12 protein-coding genes are annotated in these 16,905 nt (G+C 62.4%); 10 read left to right on the top strand and 2 right to left on the bottom strand.

Annotated features, from left to right (window positions below; translation table 11 throughout):
* Positions 1-9 precede the first annotated feature (9 nt).
* The 7 genes from DQN55_RS09550 to DQN55_RS09520 all read left to right on the top strand — a co-directional run bounded on the left by DQN55_RS09550 (position 10) and on the right by DQN55_RS09520 (position 8,911).
* Positions 10-1,359, top strand: a complete 1,350-nt coding sequence (locus DQN55_RS09550) for an MmgE/PrpD family protein (protein ID WP_048380480.1) — start codon at positions 10-12, stop codon at positions 1,357-1,359.
* Positions 1,360-1,439: 80 nt separating this feature from the next.
* Positions 1,440-2,639, top strand: coding sequence for a CaiB/BaiF CoA transferase family protein (locus tag DQN55_RS09545; RefSeq protein ID WP_048380482.1), 1,200 nt, complete (start codon positions 1,440-1,442; stop codon positions 2,637-2,639).
* 103 nt (positions 2,640-2,742) lie between these two features.
* The gene (locus DQN55_RS09540; protein ID WP_048380484.1) at positions 2,743-3,567 is read left to right on the top strand and encodes an HpcH/HpaI aldolase/citrate lyase family protein; all 825 of its coding nucleotides are present in this window, start codon (positions 2,743-2,745) and stop codon (positions 3,565-3,567) included.
* Between the two features lie 208 nt (positions 3,568-3,775).
* Positions 3,776-4,774: a TRAP transporter substrate-binding protein gene (locus tag DQN55_RS09535; RefSeq protein WP_048380486.1), complete on the top strand. Its 999-nt coding sequence runs from the start codon at positions 3,776-3,778 to the stop codon at positions 4,772-4,774.
* Between the two features lie 102 nt (positions 4,775-4,876).
* Positions 4,877-5,509 carry a TRAP transporter small permease gene (locus DQN55_RS09530; protein ID WP_048380488.1) on the top strand — a complete coding sequence of 211 codons (633 nt, stop codon included), beginning with the start codon at positions 4,877-4,879 and terminating at the stop codon, positions 5,507-5,509.
* A complete protein-coding gene (gene dctM, locus DQN55_RS09525) occupies positions 5,509-6,792 on the top strand; it encodes a C4-dicarboxylate TRAP transporter large permease protein DctM (RefSeq protein ID WP_048380490.1) in 1,284 nt (427 codons plus the stop codon). Before DQN55_RS09530 ends, dctM begins: the two co-directional genes overlap by 1 nt.
* A 169-nt stretch (positions 6,793-6,961) precedes the next feature.
* Complete coding sequence (locus tag DQN55_RS09520; RefSeq protein ID WP_048380491.1) at positions 6,962-8,911, top strand: sigma-54-dependent Fis family transcriptional regulator; 1,950 nt, start codon at positions 6,962-6,964, stop codon at positions 8,909-8,911.
* Positions 8,912-8,982: 71 nt separating this feature from the next.
* On the opposite strand, the gene aldA is transcribed toward DQN55_RS09520, so the two are convergent.
* Together aldA and DQN55_RS09510 are read right to left on the bottom strand one after the other, a co-directional pair.
* Positions 8,983-10,419, bottom strand: coding sequence for an aldehyde dehydrogenase (gene aldA, locus DQN55_RS09515; RefSeq protein WP_048380492.1), 1,437 nt, complete (start codon positions 10,417-10,419; stop codon positions 8,983-8,985).
* A gap of 65 nt (positions 10,420-10,484) precedes the next feature.
* Positions 10,485-12,665: a PQQ-dependent dehydrogenase, methanol/ethanol family gene (locus DQN55_RS09510; protein ID WP_048380494.1), complete on the bottom strand. Its 2,181-nt coding sequence runs from the start codon at positions 12,663-12,665 to the stop codon at positions 10,485-10,487.
* A gap of 455 nt (positions 12,666-13,120) precedes the next feature.
* Here DQN55_RS09510 and glcD point away from each other — a divergent pair, with 455 nt between their 5' ends.
* The 3 genes from glcD to glcF are packed head-to-tail and all read left to right on the top strand — an operon-like array spanning position 13,121 to position 16,905.
* Positions 13,121-14,620, top strand: coding sequence for a glycolate oxidase subunit GlcD (gene glcD / locus DQN55_RS09505; RefSeq protein ID WP_048380495.1), 1,500 nt, complete (start codon positions 13,121-13,123; stop codon positions 14,618-14,620).
* Entirely contained in the window at positions 14,620-15,684 is a 1,065-nt protein-coding gene (glcE, locus tag DQN55_RS09500) for a glycolate oxidase subunit GlcE (protein WP_048380497.1), read from the top strand. Before glcD ends, glcE begins: the two co-directional genes overlap by 1 nt.
* Positions 15,685-15,687: 3 nt before the next feature.
* A complete protein-coding gene (gene glcF, locus DQN55_RS09495; RefSeq protein ID WP_048380499.1) occupies positions 15,688-16,905 on the top strand; it encodes a glycolate oxidase subunit GlcF in 1,218 nt (405 codons plus the stop codon).

Raw genomic sequence — 16,905 nt, 5'->3', positions numbered from 1 at the left:
GGCCTGTCCATGAGTCATACCTACGCTTTGGCCTCGTTCCTGGCCGACCTGCACTACGATCAGGTGCCCGACGCCGTACTGGCCCGCACCGAAGACCTGTTCCTCGACTGGATCGGCTCAGCGCTGGCCAGCCAGGGCGCACGACCGGTGCCGCTGTTTGAACGCTATGCCGAGCGCATGGGACCGGCCGACGGGGCCGCCAGGATCCTGGTCAGCGGACGTGGCACTTCTGCCCACTTCGCAGCGTTCGTCAACGGCGCCTCTTCGCACCTGGTGGAACAGGATGACCTGCACAACAGTTCAGTGCTGCACCCGGCAACGGTGGTGTTCTCGGCAGTCCTGGCAGCCGCCCAGGACCTCGGCAAATCCGGCAAGGACCTGCTCCTGGCGTCGGTCGCCGGCTACGAGGCCGGAATTCGTATCGGCGAGTTCCTCGGGCGTTCGCACTACCGGATCTTCCATACCACCGCCACGGTCGGCACCCTGGCCGCTGCCGTGGGCGTAGGCAAGCTACTGGATTTTGACAAAGAGCAGTTCATCAACCTGCTGGGCAGCGCAGGGACCCAGGCCGCCGGCCTGTGGGAGTTCCTGCGCGATGCCGCCGACTCCAAGCAATTGCATACCGCCAAGGCCGCTGCCGACGGCCTGCTTGCCGCCTACATGACCGAAGACGGGCTGACCGGTGCGCGCAACATCCTGGAAGGCGAGCAAGGCATGGCGGCGGGCATGTCGACCGATGCGCAGCCGGCCAAATTGTCGCAAGGCCTGGGCACGCGCTGGGCGCTGGTAGAAACCTCGTTCAAGTTCCACGCCTCGTGCCGCCATACGCACCCCGCCGCCGATGCCTTGCTGCTCCTGATGCAACGCGAAGGCCTGCGCCATGAGCAGATTGAGCGGGTCGTCACACAGGTCCACCAGGGCGCGATTGACGTGCTCGGCCGGGTCGTGAAGCCGACCACCGTGCACCAGGCCAAGTTTTCCATGGGCACCGTGCTGGGGCTGATCGCGGTGCATGGCAGCGCCCAATTGACCGAGTTCCGCGACTTTGCCCTGACCGATGCCGACGTCGACGCCTTTCGCGAGAAAGTCAGCATGACACTGGACCCTGAAGTCGATGCGGCTTACCCGGGGCGCTGGCTGGGCCGCGTGACCGTCACCACGACGGACGGCCGAACCCTGCGCGCGGCCATCGACGAACCCAAAGGCGACCCGGGCAACACGCTGTCGCGGCCGGAGCTGGAGGCCAAATTTCAGCGCCTGCTGGCGTACTCCGGGGCGCGGACCGAAGCGCAAGGCAAGGCACTGATCGAAAAGGTCTGGCATCTGCGTGATGCACAGGCGCTGACGGATCTGATTTAGCAGGTGGCGCACGTTCCTTGCCGGCGCACAGTCCGCGACGGCAAGCGAAGGTGCACGGCTCGAGCACATAGGTGAACACAATGACTCAACTCACTCCTCGTCCGCTGGACGGCATCACCGTCATCAGCCTGGAACACGCCATTGCGGCGCCCTTCTGTACCCGGCAACTGGCGGACCTGGGCGCCCGCGTGGTGAAGGTCGAGCGCCCCGGCAGCGGCGATTTCGCCCGCGGCTACGATCAGCGTGTCGACGGCCTGGCCTCGCACTTTGTCTGGACCAACCGCTCCAAGGAAAGCCTGACCCTGGACCTGAAACAGGACGCCGCAGGCGGCATTCTTGAATCACTGCTCGGCATGGCCGACGTGCTGGTGCAAAACCTGGCGCCGGGCGCCGCTTCGCGCATGGGGTTGTCGTTCGAGGCGCTGCACAAACGCTTCCCCCGGCTTATCGTTTGCGATATCTCCGGCTACGGCGAAGGCGGGCCGTATGAAAAGAAAAAGGCCTACGACCTGCTGATCCAGAGCGAAGGCGGCTTTCTTTCGGTCACTGGCGGCCCGGGCGAAGACGAAATGGCCAAGGCCGGTTGCTCCATCGCCGACATCGCGGCGGGCATGTACGCCTACACCGGCATCCTGTCAGCGCTGATGCTGCGCGAAAAAACCGGTATTGGCAGCCGCATCGATGTGTCGATGCTGGAAAGCCTGGTGGAGTGGATGGGCTACCCGATGTACTACGCCTACAACGGCGCGCCGCCACCGGCACGGGCCGGGGCGTCACACTCGACCATTTATCCCTATGGGCCGTTCCCCACCGGCGGTGGTGGCACCATCATGCTGGGCCTGCAAAACGAGCGTGAATGGGCGCTGTTCTGCGAAAAGGTATTGCTCGACACCTCGTTGGCCACAGACGAGCGTTTCTCTGCGAACTTCAAGCGCTCGGAAAACCGCGAGGCACTGAGGCAGATCATTGTCGACCGTTTCGCCCCGCTGTCGGTCGACGACGTTGTTGCGCGGCTCGAAGATGCGCAAATCGCCAATGCACGGGTCAATGACATGCAGGGCGTTTGGGATCACCCCCAGCTCAAGGCTCGCGACCGCTGGCGCGAAGTGGACAGCCCCAGCGGCAAATTGCCGTCGTTGCTGCCCCCCGGGCGCAATACCGCCTTCACGCCGCGAATGGGTGCCGTGCCGGGCCTGGGGCAGCACACCCACGGAATTCTGGATGAACTGGGGTTTTCTGCGGATGAACAGGCCCGATTCGCCGCAGACGGCGTGGTCTGAAGCCTTTATCCGCATACGCATCCCGACCGTGGCCAGTACGGGCTCACGGTGGGCTCTGCCCGACACCGAACCTGCTCGACCCAGGAAGCGAGGAACCCGCATCATGTCCAGATCCATTGTCCGCACTGCACTGTTTGTACCCGGCAGTCGACCCGAACGTTTTGCCAAGGCACTGGCCGCTGGCGCCGATGCGGTCATTGTCGATTTCGAGGATGCCGTTGAGGAAGTGTTTAAACCCCAGGCGCGCCTGAACCTGGCGGCCTTTCTGCAGCAGGCGCCGCAGGTATCGGTCTGGGTGCGCGTCAACGCACCGGACCACCACGAGCACGCGGCCGACCTGGCGTTCTGCACGCAACAGCCCGGGGTGGCGGGCGTCCTGCTGCCCAAGGTGGAAAGTGCGGCTCAAGTGCGTGCCGTCCGGCATACCGGCAAACCCGTGTGGCCTATCATTGAAACCGCCAAAGGCTTGCTGGCGCTGGAGCAGATTGCCCATGCCGAGGGCGTGGAACGTCTGTCGTTCGGCAGCCTCGACCTCGCCCTGGACCTGAACCTGAACACCGGCACGGAAGCGGCCGGGCTCTTTCTCGATCAGGCGCGCATGTCGGTGCAACTTCATTCCCGTGGCGCCAACCTGCTTGCGCCCCTGGACGGCGTGTTTCCGGCCATCGGCGACCTTGAAGGACTGCAACGGGCTGTTCGACACGCTTATGACATGGGGTATGGTGGTGCCCTGTGCATTCATCCGAAGCAGGTGGCCGTCATTCATGGTGCCCTTGCCCCCAGCCCGGACGATCTGGAATGGGCGCACAGAGTGGTCGAAGCGAGTTCGGCCGCGAACGGTGCCGGTGCCTTCCAGCTGGATGGGCAGATGGTGGATGCCCCGGTGTTGCTGCGGGCTCAGCGGCTTTTGGCTCAGATCGCCGGCTGACAACGACGGGCAACCGCTATGCTGAAGATCAAGCCCAAAAGATGGCGTTCAGCTCAGCCGAACGCAGGGTTATACAAAAGCTGATTCTCGAAACGCGATCGACTGGGCCATCTTACGATTGGAAACGCCTTGAAGAAGCCTCGCACGCAGTGACCTGCAACGGTTCGCAGAGGCTGAACACTCTTACAACAATAAAAAGGTGATATCGATGTTGAAGCTGACCAAGGCGCTGTTCTGCGCCGCCGCAGTCTCCATGGCAGGCCTGGCTCAGGCGGCCGACCCCATTGTCATCAAGTTCGCCCATGTGGTGGCGGAGAACACGCCCAAGGGACAAGGCGCCTTGATGTTCCAGAAACGAGTGGCTGCCGACCCCAAGCTGAAGGATAAAATCAAGGTCGAGGTGTACCCGAACTCGTCATTGTTTGGCGACGGCAAGGAGATGGAAGCCTTGTTGCTGGGTGATGTGCAGATGCTGGCGCCGTCCCTCGCGAAATTCGAGCACTACAACAAACAGGTGCAAATCTTCGACCTGCCCTTCCTGTTCAACGACCTGGCGGCTGTCGACCGCTTCCAGCAAGGTCCGCAGGGTAAAGCGTTGCTGACCTCGATGGATGACAAGGGCATCCACGGCCTGGCTTACTGGCATAACGGCCTCAAGCAACTGTCGGCCAACAAGAAAGTGATCCTGCCCAAGGATGCGCGTGGCCTGAAGTTCCGCGTCCAGGCCTCCAGCGTGCTTGAAGAGCAATTCAAGGCCATCCGTGCCAACCCGCGCAAAATGAGCTTTGCCGAGGTTTATCAGGGCCTGCAGACCGGCACGGTCAATGGTACCGAGAACACCTGGTCCAACTACGAAAGCCAGAAGGTCCACGAAGTACAGCCATTTTTCACCGAGACCAACCATGGCCTGATCGATTACATGGTCATCACCAACGCCAAGTTCTGGAACAGCTTGCCGGAAGATGTTCGCGGTGAACTGCAAGCGATCATGGATCAAGTGACCGTTGAAGTGAACAAGCAGGCTGAAGCGCTGAACCAGACCGCGAAACAGAAAATCATCGACGCCAAGACCAGCGAAATCGACACGCTGACAGCTGAGCAACGACAGCAATGGCGCGAAGCCATGCGCCCGGTCTGGGACAAGTTTTCCAACGACATCGGCGCGGACCTGATCAAGGCCGCGGACGGCGCCAACAAGGATTCGTAAGGGCCCGCCCTTCACTGATCCAGGCCACAGCCTGTCAGGCCGTGATGTGTGCGTGGCTACCCGGCCCGAGGTAGCCACCCTCTCTATGTTCGGAGAATGCTTATGCAAACGCTCAGGCGAGTCTGGGAGCATTTCGAGGAAGGGATGATTGCCTTCCTCCTGGCTGCCATGACGCTGGTGACGTTCGTCTACGTCATGTTGAATAACTTATATACGTTGTTTTATACGCTCAGCGATCGATGGGCGTTCAGCAGCGATTTTTTCGCGGCAATCGGCGACCACTTGATGGGATACGCCCAGGAAATGACCTGGAGCGTCGCCTTGACCAAGGCCCTGTTTGGCTGGCTGATTTTTTTCGGTATTTCCTATGGGGTGCGCACGGCGGGCCATCTGGGTGTCGACGTGCTGGTCAAGAAAACCGGCAAAGCGACACAACGGGTGCTGGCCATGATTGCCTGCGCCTGCTGTCTGGCCTACGCCGGCCTGTTCCTGGTGGCGAGCGTCAAATGGGTCTCGGCCCTGCTGGTTGCCGGCATCGGTGCCGAAGACCTCGATCGCTATGGCATCCAGATCGGCCACATCGCGATCATCGTGCCCATCGGTTTCGCTCTGATCATCGTGCGTTACCTGGAAATCCTGTACCGCATCTATACCCATCGTCAGCTCGGCCTGGGGCTGGCAGACGAAGCGGCGGAAGCCAGCAAACTGGCGAATCCCGGTGAGGAGCACCACTGATGACTGTTATCTGTCTGTTCCTCCTGTTGTTCGTCTTCATGTTCCTGGGCGTGCCCGTTGCGATTTCATTGGGCCTGTCAGGAGCGGTGTCGATCCTGCTGTTCAGTCCGGACTCCTTGAGTTCACTGGCCATCAAACTGTTCGAGACCTCTGACAGCTATACCTTCCTGGCCATCCCGTTCTTCCTGCTGTCCGGCGCCTTCATGACCACCGGGGGCGTGGCCCAGCGCCTGATCGACTTTGCCAACGCCTGCGTCGGCCATATCCGTGGCGGTCTGGCCATTGCAGCGGTGCTGGCGTGCATGCTGTTCGCAGCACTGTCGGGCTCGTCACCGGCGACCGTAGCTGCCGTGGGTTCGATTGCCGTTGCAGGCATGGTGCGCTCCGGTTATCCGAAGGAGTTCGGCGCGGGCATCATCTGTAACGCCGGCACCCTGGGCATCCTGATTCCACCTTCGATCGTGATGGTGGTGTATTCGGCGGCGACCGAGACATCCGTGGGCAAGCTGTTCATGGCCGGTGTCATACCCGGCCTGTTGCTGGGTGTGATCCTGATGGTGGTGATTTACATCGTCGCCCGGGTCAAGAACCTGCCGGCCCAGCCGCGCGCAACATTCCGCGAGTGGTTGCACACCGCCCAGCGTGCCTTCTGGGGCCTGCTGTTGCTGGTGATTATCCTCGGCGGGATCTACAGCGGCCTGTTCACTCCGACTGAAGCGGCGGCGGTGGCCGCAGTGTACTCGGCGTTCATTGCCTTGTTCGTTTACAAGGACATGAGCCTCAAGGAGTGCCCTAAAGTCCTGCTGGAATCAGGCAGGCTGACGATCATGCTGCTGTTCATCATCGCCAACGCGATGCTGTTCGCCCATGTCCTGACCACTGAGCAGATCCCTCAGCAAATTACCAACTGGGTGCTCTCAGAGGGCCTGACACCCCTCGGTTTCCTGATCATGGTCAATATCGTCCTGCTGATTGCCGGCAGCTTCATGGAGCCCTCGGCGATCATCCTGATCCTGGCACCGATCTTCTTCCCGATCGCCATGAAGCTGGGCATTGACCCGATCCACCTGGGCATCGTCATGGTGGTCAACATGGAGATTGGCCTGGTACATCCGCCGGTGGGCCTGAACCTGTTCGTTACCTCCGCCGTGACCGGTCTGACCCTGGGCCAGACCATCCGTGCCGCTATGCCGTGGCTGTCCATCCTGCTGCTGTTCCTGCTCCTGGTAACGTACGTACCCTTTATCTCCCTTGCGTTGCCTACCTGGCTGGGCATGCCCTAGTCCTGCCCTGCCCGCTGCCCCGGCCTCCCTCGATGCAAGTCGATGGAGGCTTTTTACATCACGCACGTCAGCGTTTATGGTAGTCAACTGACAGCCTCGGCTGCCCCTCAATAACAACAAGATCGCCGTGAATGCCGTTCGCGGGCTTCACGTCTGATGGGAGCACTCCATGACCCGGCCCAGCGCCCAGACCACACCCGGCGAGCTCGCGGCATTCGTCAACGACCATTTTTCCGGACGCGGCATCAGTCCGGACGGGGTGATCGCCCAGTCCTGGTACCGCAGCGTTGTGGAGCATCGCCTCGATCCTGGTGCCGCCAGCCGCGAGAACATCCTCAGCGCCGAGGATATCCGCCGTCATCAGCAGCAACATCAACACTACCTCGCCATCGCCAGCCAGGGTGTCAGCGGCCTGGCCAAGCGCGTGGCGCCAGCCGGTTTCGCCGTGCTGCTCAGTGACGAGCACGGTATTACCCTCGACTCTCGACTGCCCAGCCAGCCCGATGACTACACCCGCTCAGGGCTGGTGATCGGCGCCCGCTGGGACGAGTCACTGGTCGGCACCAACGGGATCGGCACCACCCTGGCGGCAGCTCAGCCGCTGATCATCCACCGTGAAGAACACTTCCTGACGTCCAACTTCCGCCTGAGCTGCTCGGTGGCGCCGATCTTTGATGCCCAGGGCCTGTTGCGTGGCTGCCTGAATGCCACCTGCCTGAACAGCGATGGCCCCCGGGAAAGCCAGTACCTGACGCTGCAACTGGTCATCCTCTACGCCCGGCTGATCGAGAACGCGCATTTTCGCCAGAGCTACCGCGATCGTCTGACGCTGTCCCTCAAGCCCATCGATGACATCGCCGACCTGGCCAATGAACAACTGCTCGCACTGGATGAAGGCGGACGTGTCATCGGCGCCAACCGCGCCGCGTTTGTTGCCATGAACCACGCGGCCCGGCAAACGCTGGTAGGACTGCCCATCGACAGCCTGCTGCCGGTCACGGTGAGTGAGTTGCTCCGGCTCACTCAGGGCGGCGCGCGAGGCGTGCGACTGCGTGCCCTGCATGACGAAGCCTTGCTGGACGTCGGCCTACGAATTCCCTCCGAACAGCACCGCCAGCCCCCGCCCGTGGTGGCACGGCCGGCCCCCCTTGCCCACCCGGATCTGCAACAACTCGCCGGCGCGGACGTCCGGCTGCAACAGAGCGTGCGCCACGTGCGCAAGGTGATCGACAAAGGCATTACGATACTCATCACCGGCGAGACAGGTACCGGCAAGGAAGCCTTCGCCCGTGCCATTCACCATGCCAGCAGCCGGCGCGACGCGCCCTTTATTGCCTTGAACTGCGCGGCAATCCCCGAAACGCTGATCGAAAGCGAACTCTTCGGCTACCGCGCAGGCAGCTTCACCGGCGCCAGCAAGAAAGGCATGAAAGGCAAGCTGGAGCTGGCAAACGGCGGCACCTTGTTTCTCGACGAAATCGGCGACATGCCGGCCCACCTGCAGACCCGTCTGCTGCGGGTGCTGGCGGAGCGTGAAATTTCCCCGCTGGGCGCCGAGGTGCCCGTCGCTCTGGATGTTCAGGTGGTCGCCGCGACCCACCAGGACCTGCACACCATGGTCCGCGAGAAACACTTTCGCGAAGACCTGTTCTACCGCCTGGCAGGCATGAACCTGACGCTCCCGGCCTTGCGTGAACGCAGTGACCGCGCCGAGTTGATCGACCGCCTGCTCGCCGTTCAACAAGATGCCCAAGGCGTGCGACTGGCCCCCGAGGCCCGCCAGTACCTGCTGGATCACCCATGGCCCGGCAATATCCGCCAACTGCTGAACTGCCTGCGGTATGCCGTGGCCCTGGCTGAAGGTGGGGTCATCGATCTGGAGTGCCTGCCAGCAGAAGTGCTGGCGCCCCCGCCAGCCTCCTTGCCGAGCACCGACAGGCCATGGGCTGGCAGCCTGAGCGAGCAACTGAGCGACGACGAAGCCCGGCGATTGCATGCGACGCTGCGTCGGCACCGCTGGAACATCAGCGCCGCCGCAACGGATCTGGGCATCTCGCGCTCAACCCTGTACCGCAAGATGAAAAAACAGGGCGTTATCCCGCCTAACAACCAACCCTGACACACACCTTCGCCCATGAAAAATGCCGGCGCCCATGATGGTAGCCGGCATTTTTTACCTCAGGCCATCCCTCAAATCTGGATGTACACCACATGCGTGTGGGTGTATTCGTACAAGCCGTGTTTGCCGTCAGCCCCACCGATGCCGGACTTGCGCGTCCCCGCATGGAAACCCTGCATCGCCTCGAAGTTCTCTCGGTTGATATACGTTTCACCGAAGTCCAGACCATTACTGGCGCGCATGGCCGCACTCAGGCTGCGGGTATAGATCGATGAGGTCAGGCCGTACTCGCTGTCGTTGGCCAGGGCGATGGCTTCCTCCAGGTCGTCGACAATCTGGATCGGCAGCACCGGACCAAATATTTCTTCGCGCATGATCGCCATGTTGCTGTCACACCCGGCCAATACCGTAGGTTGATAGTGGAACCCCTGCCCCTTGTCGGCCACCGCCCCGCCCGTCACCACTTGAGCGCCCTGTGCGCTGGCGGTCTTGACCATCTGCTCCACTTTATTCAACGCGGCCTGGTTGATCAGCGGCCCCATGTCCAGGTCGGCCTCGGCCAACGGGTCGCCATAACGGGTCGCCGCCATCGACGCGGCAATCCGCTCGATAAACGGCTCGGCCACCTTGCGCTCGACATACACCCGCTCTGCGCAGTTGCACACTTGCCCGGTATTGATGACCCGAGAAGCCGTGATCGCCTTGACCGCCAGTTCCAGGTCCGCGTCCGCCAGCACGATGGCCGGGGCCTTGCCACCCAGTTCCAGGTTGAGTTTGGTGATGTTCGGCGCCGCTGCCGCCATGATCCGGGAACCGGTGCCCACGCTGCCGGTGAAGCTGATCAAATCGATACCGGCATGGCTCGTCAGCGTGTGTCCAACCGTCGCCCCCGTGCCGCTGACAACGTTGAACACCCCGGTCGGCAGATCGGTTTCGGCCACCAGTCGGGCGAACTCGAAACAGTTGATCGGGGTTTCTTCGCTGGGCTTGATCACGATGGTGTTGCCGGTGATCAGAGCCGGCGCCATCTTGCGAGCGATCAGGAAAAACGGGAAGTTCCACGGCAGAATGCCGGCGACCACCCCCAGCGGTTTGCGCAGCAGGAAGATACTCTCGCCGACCCTATCGCTGGTCAGTACCTCCCCTTCAAGACGGCGAGCCCATTCGGCCATGTAGTCCAGGTAATCGGCGGTGAAGTTCACCTCCACCCGCGCAAGGCTCAGCACCTTGCCTTGCTCGGCGGTGATGATATGCGCAAGGTGTTCGGCGTTGTCACGGACCTTGGTGGCGATCTTGCGCAGGTAACCGGCACGCTCGATGGCCGGGCGCGCCGCCCAGCCCTTTTGCGCCCGGCGCGCTGCGGTGATGGCCGCTTCGACCTGTTCCTCGCTGGCCTGGGGCACGCGGGCCAGCAACCGGGCATTGGCCGGGTTGCGCACCTCAATGTGCTGCTCGCTGGCAACAAAAGCGTTGGCAATGAAGTTCTGGTAATCGATCAGCTCAGTCATGTGTGTTCTCTCGCAGACAGTGTCGAAAAAAAAGGCAGAGGCCACCCGGACCTCTGCTTTGCGGGCTATTGCTGGGCGCTGAAGGTTTTCCAGACACCACCTTCCTGCTGCAGGTCGTGGCTACGTTTGATCAGGTATTGATGGACCTGATCCACCTGCTCCGGGGTGAAGGCGTCAGCAAACGACGGCATGCCATCGGGCACCCGGCCGCCATAGAGAATGCCGAGGAACATCTGGTGTTTTTCTTCCGTGAGCTTGCGCAGGTCCGGCAGCACACCACCGCTGACGGCATGGATCCCGTGACACTGCGAGCAGTAGCCGTCATAAAGCTTCGCACCGGCTTCCACTGCGGCGGTGTCAGCGCTCAGCGGTGGGGGTTTCGGAGTATCGGCGGGCGGTGCGGGCTCGTTAAGCCGGGCGGTCCCCCCCAGTTTGTAGGTCAGCACCTGAGAAAAAGGCTGTACCCCGGCCCGCTGCGACAAGGCGCCGGCAAAGGTCGAAAAGGCACCGCCCCAGCCTGCCATGAAGGTGACGTATTGCTCACCGTCGACGCTGTAGGTAATCGGTGCAGCCATGACACCGCTGGCCGCCGGTTGCTCCCAGAGTTTCTTTCCGGTGTCCGCCGCATAAGCGATGACCCGGCCGTCGGCACTGCCTTCAAACACCAGGTTGCCGGCCGTGCTCAGCGTGCCACCGTTGAAAATAGTGACGTAGGGCACTTCCCAGGCAGGTTGCTGCTTGACCGGGTCCCAGGCAATCAGCTTGCCCGTCCAGCCTTTGGCCATTTCCAGCAGCCCTTCTGCATGCTCAGGCATCATCCCGGTGCGCACGCCCAGTTGGTACATGCTCTTGAACGGATTGCGCTTCGGTGCCTCGGGAATGTGTTCGTAATAGGCCGACATGATGTGCGCCGGGATATACACCAGCCCGGTATTCGGGTTGTAAGACATCGGCTGCCAGTCGTGGGCGCCCCAGAACGCCGGGGTGACCAACTTGCGCTTGCCGTCCTTCCAGTAGGCGGCGTTTTCGTCATCCACGATCGGGCGCCCGGTTTTCATGTCCATGCCTTTGGTCCAGCTCTGCGGCACGATGCCCTTGGCCGACAGCAACTCGCCCGTGGCCCGGTCGATCACGTAGAAGAATCCGTTCTTCGGCGCCTGCATCAGCACCTTGCGTGGCTTGCCGTCAATCGGCAGCTCGGCGAGGATCATGTGTTGGGTGGCGGTGTAGTCCCAGGCATCGCCCGGTGTGGTCTGGTAGTGCCAGACGTATTCACCCGTGTCGGCATTGACCGCGACAATCGAGGACAGGAACAGGTTGTCGCCCTTGGCCTGGCTACGCCACTTCGGATCCCACATCGAGCCGTTGCCCACGCCGATGTACAGCAGGTTCAAGTCCGGGTCGAAGGCGAAGGAGTCCCAGGCGGTGCCGCCACCGCCCTGCTCGACGAACGCATCGCCGTGCCAGGTCTTGGCGGCAATGGCCATGGCCTTGTTTTCAGGTGGCAGCTTGGGGTCGCCCGGCACCGTGTAAAAGCGCCAGGCCTGCTTGCCGGTTTCAGCGTCATAGGCCGTCACATAACCGCGCACGCCAAACTCGGCACCGCCGTTGCCGATCACCACCTTGCCGTTGACCACCCGCGGCGCACCGGTGATGGTGTAGCTGCGTGTGTGGTCGGACCGGGTGTCCACCGACCAGACACGCTGGCCGGTCTTGGCATCAATGGCTTCCAGACGGCCATCCAGGACCCCGACATACACCTTGCCCTTCCACACCGCCACGCCACGGTTCACCGCATCGCAGCAGGCCTCACCCGCACGGTTGCGGTCAGACTGGGGGTCATATTTCCAGATCAACTTGCCGTCACGCGCGTCCAGCGCGTAGACCACCGAAAAGGGCCCGGTGGTGTACATGACGCCGTCGACCACGATGGGCGTGGCTTCAACGCCGCGGTCCAGGTCGAGCTTGTAGCTCCATGCCAACCCGAGCTGATCGACGTTCTGGTCGCTGATGTTCTTCAGCGGGCTATAACGCTGTTCGTCGTAGGTGCGACCGGTACTCATCCAGTTACCGGGCTCTTTATCGGCGGCAATGATGCGCTGACCATCGACGTTGGCCGGCATGTCCTGCGCCCAGGCCGGCGCACTGCTCAGGGAGAGGGCCAATGCGACCCATAGGGCTTTAAGGGGGACGCCCAGAGGCGCGGTCCGGGAAACCAGAGGCACGGCAAGGCCAATCTGTGACATGGGAGACTCCTGATTCTTATTAGTAGCGAAGCCATTGCGCTCGCCACTGGAACAGAGCAAACCCCATGCCAGCGCTTAAATACCCGCTGCTGCCCTTGTGATACGTGGCTTGCAGCCAAAACCCGAGACTGCGTCAGCGTGCGACAGGTGTCGCATCCGGCGCGACAGCTGCGTCACACGTGACACACCGCGACAGATCACTTCGCCCCCGTGTCGACCATCGCTCCCACAACTGGTATGACCAGCGGCACGATAAAAATCAGACCCATTCAAACGCAGCTCCAAGCTGATGCTTTACAAGGTTTTTTTTATAAACAAAGAAAAACTGAACATAAAGAACTGGTTCGACCAGCCCGGCTGCACATAGACAGCAGAGCGCCCCGGGCCAATCATGCAGCGAGCGTTATCCGGATAGCAGACCTCTAATAAAAACAACCGAGTGCCGTGAACCGCCTATGAACATCCTCTACGATGAACGCGTCGACGGTGTGTTGCCTGATGTCGACAGGCGCGTACTGCTCCAGACATTGCAAACACGATTGCCGGACCTGGAAGTTCTGCACCAGCGTGAAGAACTCAAACCGTACGAGTGCGACGGACTTTCCGCCTACCGTACGACGCCCATGCTGGTGGTGCTGCCACGTCACCTCGACGAAGTACAAGGCATACTGCAAATTTGCCATGAGCTGCAGGTCCCGGTGGTCGCCCGCGGTGCCGGTACCGGTTTGTCCGGCGGAGCATTGCCCCTGGAAAAAGGCGTCCTGCTGGTCATGGCGCGCTTCAACCACATCCTCCATATCGATCCCGACGCCCGTACCGCACGGGTCCAGCCGGGGGTGCGCAATCTGGCGATCTCCCAGGCGGCAGCACCGTTCGGTCTGTATTACGCCCCCGACCCTTCTTCACAGATTGCCTGCTCCATCGGCGGCAACGTGGCCGAAAATGCCGGGGGCGTGCATTGCCTGAAATACGGGCTGACCGTGCACAATCTGCTCAAGGTCGACATCCTCACCGTTGAAGGCGAGCACCTGAGCCTGGGTTCGAACAGCCTCGACTCGCCCGGCTTCGATCTGCTGGCCTTGTTCACCGGCTCCGAAGGCATGCTCGGAGTCATTACCGAAGTCACGGTCAAGCTGCTGCCCAAACCACAAACCGCTAAAGTGCTGCTGGCCGCCTTCGATTGCGTTGAAAAGGCCGGGCGCGCCGTGGGCGACATCATTGCCGCCGGCATCATCCCGGGCGGACTGGAAATGATGGACAACCTGGCCATCCGCGCCGCCGAGGACTTTATCCATGCCGGGTACCCGGTGGATGCCGAAGCGATTCTGCTCTGCGAACTCGATGGGGTTGAAGCCGACGTCCACGACGACTGCAACCGCGTGCGCCAGGTTCTGGAGCAGGCCGGGGCCACCGAAGTACGCCAGGCCAGGGATGAAGCCGAACGGGTGCGCTTCTGGGCCGGGCGCAAGAATGCCTTCCCGGCGGTGGGCCGTCTTTCTCCGGATTACTACTGCATGGACGGGACGATCCCGCGCCGCGAACTGCCCGGCGTGCTGCACGCCATCTCGGCGTTGTCGGCCGAGTACGACTTGCGGGTGGCCAACGTTTTTCACGCCGGCGACGGCAACATGCACCCGCTGATTCTGTTCGATGCCAATCAACCGGGCGAGCTCGACCGCGCCGAGGCCCTGGGCGGCAAGATCCTTGAATTGTGCGTGAAGGTCGGCGGCAGTATTACCGGTGAGCACGGTGTGGGCCGCGAGAAGATCAATCAGATGTGCGCCCAGTTCAACAGCGATGAGCTGACCCTGTTCCATGCGGTGAAGGCCGCCTTCGATCCGAGCGGTCTGCTCAACCCCGGCAAGAATATTCCGACGCTGCACCGCTGCGCCGAATTCGGCGCCATGCACGTTCATCTGGGGCAGATGCCCTTCCCTGAGCTGGAGCGTTTCTGATGCGCAGTGAACACGATATGGATGACAGCGCAGCACTGCTGGAGCAAGTCAGCCAGGCGCTGCAAAACGCCACGCCGCTGCGCATCCAGGGCTCCAACAGCAAGGCCTTCCTGGGGCGCATTGTCGCCGGCGAAGTGCTCGACACCCGCTCGCACCGGGGCATCGTCAGCTACGACCCGACTGAACTGGTGATCACCGCCCGCTGCGGCACGCCCCTGTCCGAGCTGGCCGAGGCACTGGACCAGGCGCAACAAATGCTGCCCTGCGAGCCGCCCTCCTTCGGCGACGACGCCACGGTAGGCGGCATGATCGCCAGCGGGCTGTCGGGACCACGCCGCCCGTGGGCCGGTTCGGTCCGGGACTTCGTGCTCGGCACCCGAGTGATCACCGGCCATGGCAAGCATTTGCGCTTCGGCGGCGAAGTCATGAAAAACGTCGCCGGCTATGACCTGTCGCGCCTGATGGCCGGCAGCTACGGTGCCCTCGGGGTGATCACCGAGGTATCACTCAAGGTGCTGCCCAAGCCCCGGCAATGCCTGAGCATCAGCCTGGAAATGGACAGCGACCGGGCCTTGCTGCGGTTGGCGCAATGGGGTCAGCAACCGCTGCCGATCAGCGCCGCCTGCCATGACGGAGAGCGTCTGCACCTGCGGCTTGAGGGCGGCGAAGGCTCAGTGGCAGCTGCCCATGACCGGCTGGGTGGAGAGCTGCTGGAAGCTTCGTACTGGACAGACCTCAACGAGCAGCGCTTGCGGTTTTTCGATGAGGACCAACCGATCTGGCGTGTGTCCGTGCCCAACAACACCCCTGGCTTGTCCCTGCCCGGCAGGCAACTGATCGATTGGGGCGGCGCACAACGCTGGCTCAAATCCGACGCAGATGCGTCGTTCATCCGCGCAATCGTCAATGCGGTCGGCGGGCATGTGACCTGCTACAGCCATGGCCTGTGCGACAGCCCGTTTCAGCCGCTGCCAGAGACACTGCTGCGCTACCACCGCAGCCTGAAGCAGCAGCTCGACCCCCGGGGCATCTTCAACCCCGGCCGCCTGTACCCGGAGCTTTGACCCATGCAGACCACCTTGAGCGAACACGCCCGCCAACTGCCCCGGGCCGAAGAAGCCGAAAGCATCCTGCGCAGCTGTGTGCATTGCGGCTTCTGCAATGCCACCTGCCCGACCTATCAACTGCTTGGCGATGAACTGGATGGCCCACGCGGACGCATCTACCTGATCAAACAGGTGCTGGAAGGCAACGAAGTCACGCAAAAGACCCAGCAACACCTGGATCGCTGCCTGTCCTGCCGCAACTGCGAAACCACCTGCCCTTCGGGCGTCGACTACCATAACTTGCTGGACATCGGCCGCGCCGTGGTCGACGCCGCCGTGCCGCGCCCTGCCGGGCAACGCCTGTTGCGCGAAGGGTTGCGCAACGTCGTGCCCAACCCGGGGCGCTTCAAAGTACTGCTCAACAGCGGCCAGGCATTGCGCGCGCTGTTGCCCGCCCCCTTGCAGGCCAAGTTGCCGCGACGGATCGAGCCTGCCAGGCCGCGCCCCGTCACCCGCCATGAACGCCAGGTGCTGATGCTCGAAGGCTGCGTGCAGCCGAGCCTGTCACCCAATACCAACGCGGCGGCGGCTCGCGTCCTGGATCGCTTGGGGATCAGCGTGACAGCGGCCTGCGAGGCCGGATGCTGCGGCGCCGTGGATTATCACCTCGACGCCCAGGCTGCCGGCCTCGATCGTGCCCGACGCAACATCGACGCCTGGTGGCCGAGCCTTGAGAACGGAGCCGAAGCGATCGTGCAAACCGCCAGCGGTTGCGGTGCGTTCATCAAAGAGTACGGGCACCTGCTCAGCGCTGACCCGGACTATGCCGAAAAAGCGCGCAAGGTCAGCGCCCTGGCCAAGGACCTGGTGGAGATCCTGCGTGACGAGCCTCTGGAACAGCTCGGCGTGCACAGCGACCAACGCCTGGCCTTCCATTGCCCCTGCACCTTGCAGCATGCGCAAAAGCTCGGAGGAACCGTCGAGACGGTCCTGACCCGCCTGGGCTTCAGCCTCACGCCCGTACCCGACAGTCATCTGTGTTGTGGCTCGGCGGGCACCTATTCATTGACCCAGCCCGAGCTGTCCCGACAACTGCGCGACAACAAGCTCAACGCCCTGGAAAGCGGCCACCCCGATGTCATTGTCACGGCCAATATCGGCTGCCAGTCCCACCTCGACGGTGCGGGCCGCACCTCTGTCAGGCACTGGATCGAACTGATCGACGCCGCCTTACCTTAA

The sequence above is a fragment of the Pseudomonas taetrolens genome, assembly GCF_900475285.1.
In the GTDB taxonomy this organism is placed as follows: domain Bacteria; phylum Pseudomonadota; class Gammaproteobacteria; order Pseudomonadales; family Pseudomonadaceae; genus Aquipseudomonas; species Aquipseudomonas taetrolens.
Note: the sequence above shows the minus strand (reverse complement) of the source record. Positions and strands in the feature narration are given on the sequence as shown.

Bases quoted from the DNA above. Each gene is read 5' to 3' on its own strand.
- DQN55_RS09545 (WP_048380482.1), top strand. From the start codon at position 1,440: ATGACTCAACTCACTCCTCGTCCGCTGGACGGCATCACCGTCATCAGC.
- glcE (WP_048380497.1), top strand. From the start codon at position 14,620: ATGCGCAGTGAACACGATATGGATGACAGCGCAGCACTGCTGGAGCAA.
- glcF (WP_048380499.1), top strand. From the start codon at position 15,688: ATGCAGACCACCTTGAGCGAACACGCCCGCCAACTGCCCCGGGCCGAA.
- DQN55_RS09520 (WP_048380491.1), top strand. From the start codon at position 6,962: ATGACCCGGCCCAGCGCCCAGACCACACCCGGCGAGCTCGCGGCATTC.
- DQN55_RS09530 (WP_048380488.1), top strand. From the start codon at position 4,877: ATGCAAACGCTCAGGCGAGTCTGGGAGCATTTCGAGGAAGGGATGATT.
- DQN55_RS09535 (WP_048380486.1), top strand. From the start codon at position 3,776: ATGTTGAAGCTGACCAAGGCGCTGTTCTGCGCCGCCGCAGTCTCCATG.
- glcD (WP_048380495.1), top strand. From the start codon at position 13,121: ATGAACATCCTCTACGATGAACGCGTCGACGGTGTGTTGCCTGATGTC.
- DQN55_RS09510 (WP_048380494.1), bottom strand. From the start codon at position 12,665: ATGTCACAGATTGGCCTTGCCGTGCCTCTGGTTTCCCGGACCGCGCCT.
- dctM (WP_048380490.1), top strand. From the start codon at position 5,509: ATGACTGTTATCTGTCTGTTCCTCCTGTTGTTCGTCTTCATGTTCCTG.
- aldA (WP_048380492.1), bottom strand. From the start codon at position 10,419: ATGACTGAGCTGATCGATTACCAGAACTTCATTGCCAACGCTTTTGTT.
- DQN55_RS09540 (WP_048380484.1), top strand. From the start codon at position 2,743: ATGTCCAGATCCATTGTCCGCACTGCACTGTTTGTACCCGGCAGTCGA.
- DQN55_RS09550 (WP_048380480.1), top strand. From the start codon at position 10: ATGAGTCATACCTACGCTTTGGCCTCGTTCCTGGCCGACCTGCACTAC.